General features: G+C 46.3%; 12 protein-coding genes. 5 read left to right on the top strand and 7 right to left on the bottom strand.

Annotated features, from left to right (window positions below; translation table 11 throughout):
- From JX312_RS04355 to JX312_RS04335, 5 genes are all read left to right on the top strand, one after another.
- Nucleotides 1-609: outer membrane beta-barrel protein (locus tag JX312_RS04355; RefSeq protein WP_204457177.1), on the top strand; the 609-nt coding region annotated here is incomplete at its 5' end.
- A gap of 40 nt (nucleotides 610-649) precedes the next feature.
- On the top strand, nucleotides 650-1258 hold the full coding sequence (locus tag JX312_RS04350) for an outer membrane beta-barrel protein (RefSeq protein WP_123407494.1): 609 nt from the start codon (nucleotides 650-652) through the stop codon (nucleotides 1256-1258).
- Between the two features lie 34 nt (nucleotides 1259-1292).
- Complete coding sequence (locus JX312_RS04345; protein WP_123407517.1) at nucleotides 1293-1652, top strand: metal-sulfur cluster assembly factor; 360 nt, start codon at nucleotides 1293-1295, stop codon at nucleotides 1650-1652.
- Nucleotides 1649-2395 (top strand): UDP-2,3-diacylglucosamine diphosphatase, encoded by a 747-nt coding sequence (locus tag JX312_RS04340; protein ID WP_123407492.1) that lies wholly within the window; start codon nucleotides 1649-1651, stop codon nucleotides 2393-2395. Before JX312_RS04345 ends, JX312_RS04340 begins: the two co-directional genes overlap by 4 nt.
- A gap of 305 nt (nucleotides 2396-2700) precedes the next feature.
- On the top strand, nucleotides 2701-3447 hold the full coding sequence (locus JX312_RS04335) for a nitroreductase family protein (protein WP_204457176.1): 747 nt from the start codon (nucleotides 2701-2703) through the stop codon (nucleotides 3445-3447).
- A 128-nt stretch (nucleotides 3448-3575) separates the two neighbouring features.
- Here JX312_RS04335 and JX312_RS04330 read toward each other — a convergent pair whose 3' ends face one another.
- The 7 genes from JX312_RS04330 to JX312_RS04300 all read right to left on the bottom strand — a co-directional run bounded on the left by JX312_RS04330 (nucleotide 3576) and on the right by JX312_RS04300 (nucleotide 10069).
- On the bottom strand, nucleotides 3576-3800 hold the full coding sequence (locus JX312_RS04330) for a CsbD family protein (RefSeq protein WP_123407488.1): 225 nt from the start codon (nucleotides 3798-3800) through the stop codon (nucleotides 3576-3578).
- A 108-nt stretch (nucleotides 3801-3908) separates the two neighbouring features.
- On the bottom strand, nucleotides 3909-5216 hold the full coding sequence (locus tag JX312_RS04325; RefSeq protein WP_172469551.1) for a TolC family protein: 1308 nt from the start codon (nucleotides 5214-5216) through the stop codon (nucleotides 3909-3911).
- A gap of 4 nt (nucleotides 5217-5220) precedes the next feature.
- Complete coding sequence (locus tag JX312_RS04320; protein WP_204457175.1) at nucleotides 5221-6321, bottom strand: efflux RND transporter periplasmic adaptor subunit; 1101 nt, start codon at nucleotides 6319-6321, stop codon at nucleotides 5221-5223.
- Nucleotides 6322-6375: 54 nt separating this feature from the next.
- Nucleotides 6376-7632: an ABC transporter permease gene (locus JX312_RS04315; RefSeq protein ID WP_172469549.1), complete on the bottom strand. Its 1257-nt coding sequence runs from the start codon at nucleotides 7630-7632 to the stop codon at nucleotides 6376-6378.
- A gap of 34 nt (nucleotides 7633-7666) precedes the next feature.
- Nucleotides 7667-8890 (bottom strand): ABC transporter permease, encoded by a 1224-nt coding sequence (locus JX312_RS04310; protein WP_204457174.1) that lies wholly within the window; start codon nucleotides 8888-8890, stop codon nucleotides 7667-7669.
- Between the two features lie 3 nt (nucleotides 8891-8893).
- Complete coding sequence (locus JX312_RS04305) at nucleotides 8894-9553, bottom strand: ABC transporter ATP-binding protein (RefSeq protein ID WP_123407478.1); 660 nt, start codon at nucleotides 9551-9553, stop codon at nucleotides 8894-8896.
- 135 nt (nucleotides 9554-9688) lie between these two features.
- The gene (locus JX312_RS04300) at nucleotides 9689-10069 is read right to left on the bottom strand and encodes a GntR family transcriptional regulator (RefSeq protein ID WP_123407476.1); all 381 of its coding nucleotides are present in this window, start codon (nucleotides 10067-10069) and stop codon (nucleotides 9689-9691) included.
- Nucleotides 10070-10152: the final 83 nt, after the last annotated feature.

Below are 10152 nucleotides of genomic sequence, written 5' to 3'. Positions count from 1 at the left end.
AAAAATTTTAAACATCTGATTATAGCAGCAATAGTGGCTGTTTTTGCAGTAGGTCAAGCTAACGCGGAGTTTCGTTTCGGTATCAAAGCCGGTCTAAATGTAAATAAATTGCATCTGACTAATTTGCCAAACAGCATTTCCTCAGACAACCAGTGCGGTGTGACAGCCGGTGTCATGACGGAGTTCACAGTGCCTATCGTGGGTATAGGTTTCGACCTTTCTCTCATGTATACCCATATGAACAACGAGATACAGGAGGGTGCGGCGGAAGGCGCTGTCGGTAAGAACTTTCTTGAAATACCGTTGAATCTCAAATATAAATTCAAACTTCCTGTTGTCTCCTCATTCCTGTCGCCGATGGTGTATACGGGTCCTACCATGGCTGTGAAGCTCGACAAGAGCACGTTCAAGGAATTAAGCACCAAGACTGTTCAGATGGGCTGGAATGTAGGCGTGGGTCTTGAATTGCTCAAGCATCTTCAGATCAGCGGCGGTTATACTTTCGGTATCAACAACGTTGCAAAGAACATCCCTGTGTTAGGTGACAACATCGGCAAAATAAAGGTCAAGAACAATTATTGGACAATCACAGCCGCCTATCTTTTCTGATGTGTGGCGTTGTGTGTTTCCATAATAGAATAGTCTCGAAATGAGAAAAATTATAATTGCATTGCTGATGACCGTAACGGCATTCAGCGCATTGGCGGAATTCAGGTGGGGACCGACCGCGGGAATCAATGTCTCCGAGTTGTATTGGAAACAGGATCTTGTTGAGAACAAGCTTCTTGTAGGCCCCAATGTGGGCGTGATGGGAGAACTTATGATTCCCGGTATCGGTTTCGGAGTCGACTTCGCATTGAAATACAGCATGCATGGCTCAAATGTAGATTTCGGTCAGCAGAATATCTGGAGTTCGGATGGTTACGGGAAGGAAGATGTATGGTTTCATACGCTTCAGATACCCATCAACCTGCGTTTCAAGTGGACGCGCATGAATGGTCTTGAACATTATGTGGCTCCATTCGTATATGGCGGACCGGTATTCAATTTCAATCTTTCCACATCCGATCTTCCGATTATAGAGCATCCGGCAGGTTCTTTCGGCTTGCAGTGCGGTATCGGTGGCGAGTTCTTTGAACGTTATCAGCTTTCCGCAGGTTATTACTGGGGCATCTCTTATGATTGTCGCACGGTAAAACTTGACAATTTCAGCGCTCGTTCACGAGGATGGCAGGTGAATGTGGCTGTGCTTTTCTAATAAGCTCGTCATGATTCAAAAAAACATGGATATTATGGATAATACCGAGGAAACAAATTCTGCGCCGCAAGTGCAGACAGATGAGGAGCTTCGCATCACAGAGAAGGCAGTGGAACTGCTTAAGACGGTCTTTGACCCCGAAATACCGGTCAATGTATATGATCTTGGATTGATCTACCGTATCGAGTATGATCCCTCCGACAAAGTCCTTCATGTAGACATGACACTTACAGCACCCTCTTGCCCTGCTGCAGATTTCATCATGGAGGATGTGAGGCAGAAGCTTGTAAGCATAGAGGGACCTGAAAAAGTGGATCTCCGTCTTGTGTTCGAACCCGAGTGGAACAACGACATGATGACAGAAGAGGCAAAGCTGGAACTTGGATTCCTATGAAAGCGTATTTTCTCAGCGACCTCCATCTTGGAGCTCCATATTTTACGGATTCAAAGGAAGCAGAGAAGAGAGTGGTCTCTTTTCTCGATGAAATCAAGGATGACGCCGAGGTGATCTATCTCCTCGGCGACATCCTTGATTATTGGTATGAATACCGTTATGTGGTTCCCCGCGGTTTTGTGCGTTTTTTCGGAAAGCTCGCTGAACTTGCCGACAAAGGAATACGTATCGTGTGGTTTATCGGCAATCATGACATATGGATATTCGACTATCTTCCATCGGAATTGGGAATAGAGGTGGTTGACGGTTCACTTGTGGAGGAAATAGACGGTAAAATTTTCTTTATGACGCACGGAGACGGAATCGGCAGACTTAAACCATCGTTCAGGTTTCTCAGGGGATTGTTCCGTAATAAAGCGTGTCAGAAGGCTTTTTCGGCAATACATCCACGCTGGACAGTTCCTTTCGCATATAGCTGGAGCCGTCACAGCCGCAAGATCGAAGGTCCTTCTGAAGAAGATGCTGCAAGGATGATGGACAACATAACATCTTTTGCGAAAGATTACAGGAAAAATGATTCGCGTGTCAATTATTTCGTATTCGGTCATCTTCATCTTCTCAAGGAATTAAACATCTCTCCGGACTGTGAGGTTGTAGTGTTGGGCGAGTGGATATCCATGTTCAGTTACGGAGTCTGGGACGGCATCCGATTTGAGCTTCGCAGATATTGCCACGGATGTTAAATCATGTTTTCTTTCCATAATAGAGGAGAGGTACTCGGAAAAACATATGTTTTACAACATATTTGTAACATTTTGCTAAAAAATCTTTGGTAGAAGAATATAAAATACCTAACTTTGCAGTGACCTAAAACAATCTTTTTTTACCTTAAGATTTTTTACCTGTAGAAACTTATAAAGGGTGCGACCGCTGAGGTTATCACCCTTTTTTTATTTCATATATTCTTCGTATTTTTGCACCGGATATTGACCGCATCCCGGACCATGTTTAGAAGCTGTGCCGGTATGTAATATGATTTATTGAAACCATGACAGACAAATATTTCAAAGAGAGGATGACAGTCCGGAAGTTTTCCGGCAAAAGAGTCAGCAGGGAATTGCTGGGGGAGATGCTTGAGGCAGCGGCGCATGCCCCGACAAACGGGAACATGCAGCTTTACAGTGTAATCATAACGCGTGATGCTGAGCGCAAACGCTTACTCTCGCCCACGCATTTCAATCAGCCGGCTTCAGTAGGTGCGGATGTTCTCGTTACTTTCTGCGCGGATTTCAACCGTTTCGTCAAATGGTGTTATGCTCGCGATGCCAAGCCCGGTTATGATAACTTCCAGTCGTTCATGTCGGCTGTTTTCGACACTGTCATACTCGCGCAGCAGTTCTGCACGATTGCAGAGCAGGAGGGACTGGGCACATGTTATCTTGGCACAACAGCCTATAATGCTCCGCAGATAGCTGAGATTCTTGAATTGCCGAAGCGCGTTGTTCCTGTGATAACGGTAGCATTGGGTTATCCTGATGAAGGGAATCTTCGCAGCGACCGTATACCGGCATCCGGTTTCATTCATGACGAGGTCTATTGTGATTACAGCGATGAAAGAATCGATGAGATTTTTGCCGAGAAAGAAGCGCGTGACGACAGCAGGCAATTTATTGAAGAAAACGGGAAGAAGACATTGGCTCAGGTGTTTACAGACGTTCGCTATCCGAAAGATTCCAATGATATGTTCTCCGGAATCTATCTTGATTTCATAAGAGAGCAAGGTTTTGAAATGTAATAGCCTGTATGATCACAGTCGTTCCGCAGCTATGCGGATTATATACAAAGCGGGAGAGCTTCGCGTCTGAATGCTCTCCCGCTTTGACTACGTATGATAATTGTTTACAAGATTTTTCCCAACGCAAATCACTCCTTGTCATCTGATTTCCCAAAACCGAAAATACCTTTACCATCGGTTTTGTCTTCAACGAAATCCTCAAGTTTGTCTTTTGCGTCGCCAAGAAAATCCTTGGCTTGATTGATTTTTTCCTGTACGTCAGGATTGTTGAGCAACTCCTGAGCTTTACCCTGTAGCTCTTCTGCTTTGCCCTTGAGCTGGTCGGCTTTACCTTTTATTTCTTCGATGTTCATAATCAAGTGTTTTAAATTTTAATACTTACTTATTTGATTTTTAAACACTCGGAAAACAGGGGATGTTAGCCGGAACAATGTTAAATTAACAAATTTTATAGTTGCAGGTCATTTGCGTGCATTGGCATAGAAGAGGAGTATGCGGTGTCTTATCAGATATTCGTAATGTGCCTGGATGCGGGTGATTTCGGTGCGGAAAAGATTGTTTTTCGCCTGTTCGTAATCAGCCTGTGTGGCTCTTCCGAGGTTGAAACGCTCTCGTGTGGAATCAAAAGAAAGTTTTGTCTTTTCAAGTGTCTCCTGCGAGGTTAGATAACGTTCTCTTGCTCCTGTAGCCTGATAGTATGCAAGTTGTATGTTTTTGTACAGGTCGTATTGTTTTTGGTCGAGATCCAGTTTTGCCGATGTCTGCTGCAATTTTGCTCGTCTTACACTATTGCGGGTGTTGAAACCGTCGAAAATCGGGATAGAAAGCGAGAATCCCAGATATGTGGCAAAATTATGTTTCATCTGTGCCTTGAAAGAATCGTTGTCGAATCCACCCAGACGATAGTAGCTTGAGCCCAGTCCGGCGTTAAACCGAAGAGTAGGTATATAGCCGCTTTTTGCATAAGATATTCTTTCAGTCGCGACATTCACAGCCTGTCTTGCACCGAGAATGCTGTTGTTGCATCTCATAGCTTCCGCGTAGACATAATCAGGAGTCGGAATCGAAGGTTCTCCCTGTTGCAGAGGCTTTATATCGAAACCCTCGGCAGAGGGCAGCTGAAGGAGACTTGCAAGATTTACGAGAGCAGTCTTTGTGTCGTTGTCGGCTGTCACTACCTGCAGGCGGTCTTGCGCCGCTACTGCCTCCATATCGTAGAGAGAGGCTTCGGCAACTTTCCCCGCCTCTATCAAAGCTTTCTGTCGTTCAACCTCAAAAGCCGACAGTTCCGCCTGCGAACGTGCGCTTTGAGCCACCTCTTTGCAATAGAGTACCTGGAGATACTGAGAAATCACGTTGAGGGCGATATTGTCTTTAGTCGCTTCGGTTTCATATATATACTGTTTAAGCACCAGTTTTGATACCTTGAGATTCCGGTATTCGGCGAGTCCCTGGAACAACGGCAGACTCATTCCGGCGTTCCATCCGAACTGCGAGGTGTTACGGTCGGCATATGTATTCTGGGCGGTCAGACCTCTGCCGAAGTTGAAATTCTGTGATGCCGATGCCTCAAGAGAGGGGAGGAATCTGTCTTTGGCTTCGATGATTCCCTGTTCGCCTTCCTTGATTCTCAATTCCTGCTGAAGCACGCTGATGTTGCGGGTAACAGCATGGGAGACGCAACTGTCGAGCGACCATGCCTCGGCAAAGGCGTCAGCAGTCTGCGCGATCAATGTCAGAGCGATGAGTGTCTTATATAATGCCTTCATATTTTTATTTCTTAATAACACTGCCTCTGAGAGGAGTCTTAATGTTGATGTCACCTGATTTAACCTGCACAGAAATACCATCTGACAAACCGGTCTTGAATTCTTTTCGTTCGAATTTCTGTTTTGGCACAGAGTCTTTCAAAACATATACGTAAGCTTTGTCACCGTCATATTCCACGACACTTTCGGGAACAGCCAGAGTGTTTTGTGCACTCTCAAGAATCACATTTGCGTTTGCGCTATATCCTGCACGCAGTTTGGTTTCAGCATTGAGGTTGAGTGCAGCCTTGACTTCAAAGGTGTTTGTTCCGTTGTCATCTGTTGCCATCGGCGCTATTTTTTCAATCACTGCAGGATAGTCTGAATCCGGAATAGCGCCGACAGTTATTCTGACTTCCATACCTTCGCGTAGCAGGTCGACTTCAGTCTCATCTACTTTTCCGTTGAAGATCAGATCGGTCATATCCGCGACTTTGGCTATTGTCGTGCCATCGTTGAATGTGTTTGCCTGAATCACTGAAGAGCCGACTTTCACAGGTACTTCCAGCACGACACCTGTAACTGTGGCGCGGACAAGAGTGTTGGAACCCTGAGCGTTGGCGGCGGAGACACCGTCGCGAACGATTGTCAGTTGGTCTTTTGCCTGTTCGAGTTCGCGTTTTGCGCGTTCATAGGCAGCGTGGTCACTTTCATATTTCTCCCGGCTTTCATATTTTTTATCGAAAAGCTGACGTGTGCGTTCGAAATTCGAGCGTGCCTCGCTGAGTGAAATCTCTGCTATCGCGACTCTGTTTTCAGCTGAGGAGAGTTGCGCCTCTTCCGGTATCACCTTGATTTTTGCAATGATGTCGCCATTGTTCACGTGGTCTCCCGGTTCCACAAGAATCTCGCTGATGATGCCTGAAATCTGAGGTTTTATGTCGATTTCATCGCGANGCTCGATTTTACCTGTAAGCACGCTTACTCTCTCGATAGTTTCTTCAGAAGGGTATTCGATGGTGTATACGTCTACCTTATCTTTTGAATTGTAGTATAGATAGATAAATGTTCCGGCGAATATGATGCCGATGATGATCCAGAGAAAGATCTTAAAAAACATTTTCATATGTACTGGTTTTCAAATTTCAATTTTCAGTTCCGTTTAACGTGTTTTGCACGTTTATTTTGAGTTTATGGCTTCAATCGGCTTGATTTTCATTGCCTTGATAGATGGAATCAGTCCGGCGAGAGTGCCGAGTGCGATGAAAGTCGCGAGAATCATCAGTGCCTGGGAGAAGCTCATCTGGAAATGCGCTACAGACACCGCATCCGGCGGGTTGTTGATTTTATGCATTATTCCCAATACGGCGGCTGCCATACAGAGACCCGCAAGTCCGGATATTACAGTCAGTGCTGCTCCTTCACTCAGGACCTGCACGATAATATCTCGCGGTTTGGCTCCGATTGCCCGGCGTATGCCGATTTCCTGGGTCCGCTCTTTGACTATCACCCACATGATGTTTCCGATGCCTATGACACCGGCAAGAAGTGTCGAGACACCGATGAACAGTGCGAGAAGGTCAATGCCGGTAAAAAGCTGGTCGATCTGCTTGAACTGCTCGGCGACATTGATTGCCCACAGCGCCCCTTCATCATTGGGATGAATGTCGTGACGGCGGTAAAGCACCCTGCGCATCCGGGGTATCACCTCCGAGAGGTCGGTTTTCTCTTTTGCCACCATCATGACAAAATCCACTTTGTCACCATAACCGTTTGCCCTGCGGAAAGTTGAAGAAGGAATGACAACGCTTTCGTCAAGACTTCCGTTAAGATGAATCTCGGAATTGTCACCGATCACTCCGACCACAGAATATGCGCCGCCGTTGACATCGATCACTTTGCCGACAGGGTCGTCAATGCCGGGAAAAAGCTGAGATGCCACTTTCTTGCCGATGACCGCCACTCTGCGTTCCGCCGCATCGTCAGCTTCGTTGATGAATCTGCCTGTGTAGAACTTCGGACTCTGCATTACCGTGTAGTCCGGACCTGCACCTACCAATTGCCCTGAATATGAGTTTTTCCCGTATTTGAACGAAGAACCCCATTTCTGGAACGTCGGAATTATGGTCTCAAGCTCCGGGAAAGACTGTCTGAGCATAGCGACATCGGCTATGTCTATCTGCCAGCGTCGCCCTTTCTGGTAACCATGATACGGCATAGTGGTCTGTTCCGGCACCAGTCCGCCGCTGTTTGTCGCGAAACCGGCGAAATTGCGCTTTAACATGTCTTCTCCCCCTGTCGCGCCACCCATCAGCATTGCCAGCATGGCAACGCCCCAGAATATGCCGAACCCGGTGAGGAAAGTCCGCGTCTTGTTTCGTGCGAGAGTCGCGCCTATCTCTTTCCAGTTTTCTTTATCAAATATTGTCAGTTTCACTATTGTAATCTTTGAAGTTGTCCAAACTAAGCAACTATTCGTCGCGCAATGCCTCAACCGGTTTTATTTTCAATGCTTTCATTGCCGGAAAAAGCCCCGCCACCGCGCCCGCCACAACAAGAACCAGAGTAACCTCCATTGCAATCGAAAGACTTACGGTAGGGTTGAGCAGCGGACCATCGTCTCCTATAAGTTTCGCTATAATCTGTGAGACAGCGGTTCCGAGCACGATTCCGATATATCCGAACAATACAGTTATCGCAACTGACTCTACTATTACCTGACTCAGAATCTGTCGCGGACGGGCTCCTATTGCTCGGCGTATTCCGATTTCGTGGGTTCTTTCACGCACTGTCACAAACATGATGTTGCTGATTCCCACAATGCCGGTCAGAAGCGTGAGAATACCGAGAACCCATACGCAAGTGTCGAGAATGGCAAGACCGTTCTTTGATCTGAGTGTATTTGTGAAATAGTTGGAGATGTATACTGCATTCTCGTCTTTTTCATCAAAATTGTGGTTTTCAGCAAGGGTCTTTCGTACCCCCTCTTCCGCGCTGTTGCCGTCTTCTTCCGTATGGACATCTTTAAGGTCAACGGAAAGTTGCCTGAGATCTTCTTTGTCAGAAGCCATCATCCTCGCTGTGGAGAAAGGTATGAAAACATCTCGGTTCCATTTGCTATCGTATATCCCTACCACCAGAAAAGAGAGTCCGTTGCAATTCACCCGTGAACCCAGGGCATTTTTGCCATCGGGAGGGAAAAGCTGTGAAGCATAGGTCTGGGGGAGCACCATAACTTTCGCCCTGGTGTCGATATCCCTGTCTGTTATGAATCGCCCTTTGGTTATGTTGCCCCTGTTGCCGACAGGCATTTCCGAGGGGAATACGCCCGAATAAGACTGGTTTATCCTCGCCTTCCCCGAACTCATCTTGTCACCTCCGCTCAGTCGGGAGGTAACACGATCCACATATTTAGTGTTTTGCTCAGGCACGCTTCTGAGGTCGGAATCTTTCATGCGTATCCTCCTTCCTTCAGGATTGCCCTTGTACGGAATCGAAGTGGAACCGCTCCATATCATCAGTCTGGCATAATTGTTTCGCATCATGTTGTCATTGAAGTTGTTGGTTACACCTCTCGCCATGCTGAGCAGCACGATCAGCATGAAGATACCCCATGTTACGGCTATGCCGGTGAGTGCTGTTCGGACTTTGTTGTGTCCGAGCGTCTGCGATATTTCATGAAAAAAGTCAAACATGGTCTACACTATAATGCCGTCGGAGATTCTGATAAGACGATCTGTCTGTTGCGCCACCCCCGGGTCGTGAGTGACTATGACTATCGTTTTACCCTCCTCCTCGTTAAGTTTGCGGAATATCTCCATCACATCGTGAGAAGTCTTGCTGTCGAGCGCGCCTGTTGGCTCATCGGCAAGAATGATGGAGGGGTCTGTAATCATGGCGCGGGCGATCGCCACCCTCTGTTTCTGACCTCCTGACATTTCTCCCGGAAGATGGTGTGCCCTGTCGGCAAGTCCCATCTTTTCCAGCTGCTCCATTGCCATGCGGTTTCTTTTCTTTCTTGACACCCCCTGATAGAAGAGAGGCAGAGCCACATTCTCCATTGCGTTCTTGTAATTTATCAGGTTGAACGACTGGAACACGAATCCGATCATCCGGTTGCGGTAGTCGGCGGCTTTGTTCTCACTGAGGTTTTTTATCAGTGTATTGTCAAGATAATACTCTCCTGAGTCGTAATTGTCAAGAATGCCGAGAATATTCAGCAATGTCGATTTCCCGGAGCCGGACGCGCCCATTATCGAGACAAGTTCCCCTTTGTCTATCTCCAGGTCAATTCCTTTGAGCACATGGAGCGGTACAGCGCCCGGGTATGTCTTGTTTACCTCTTTTAGTCTGATCATCTTATCTTGGAACAAAAATGATTAATGGAATCAGAAACGCAAGAATTGCCGTAAAGGCAAGAATGCCCCATATGATATATGATGTTGTCTTGAACTTTTTCATATCAGAGTTTATTTGGTTTTGAATGTTTGTTTTTAGACGGATTGACCGTTGACCGACAGAAAGTCGAAATATGCCTTTTTCAAAGTGTCAGGTGATATGCCAAGATTGCACATCAGTCTGAAGAGGGGAGGAAGCTGTTTTTGCATCAGTTCCTCGCTTTTTTCGCATCTTATTTTTTCTTTGGCGTCCGGCGATACGAAGAAACCTATTCCTCGTTTATTGAAAATCAGATTTCTGGAGGTTAGCCGCTCGTAAGATCTCATCACAGTGTTGGCATTGACTTCGACTGATGCCGCGTATTCCCTTACAGAAGGGATGCGGTTGTCGCTGTCGTATTTGCCTTGCATGATGTCATCGCAGATGCGGTCGGCAATCTGAAGGTAGATAGCTTTATTGTTTTCTTCAAATATCATTATAGATTTTTTTACGAATTACCACCTTTCAATTGATTCCATTTCCTTTAAGCGTTTGTAGGAAAGANTGTNTAATCCAATGA

Source organism: Barnesiella sp. CU968 (assembly GCF_905219685.1).
Lineage (GTDB): Bacteria > Bacteroidota > Bacteroidia > Bacteroidales > Muribaculaceae > Lepagella > Lepagella muris_A.
This window is presented reverse-complemented; position numbering and strand designations above follow the sequence as displayed.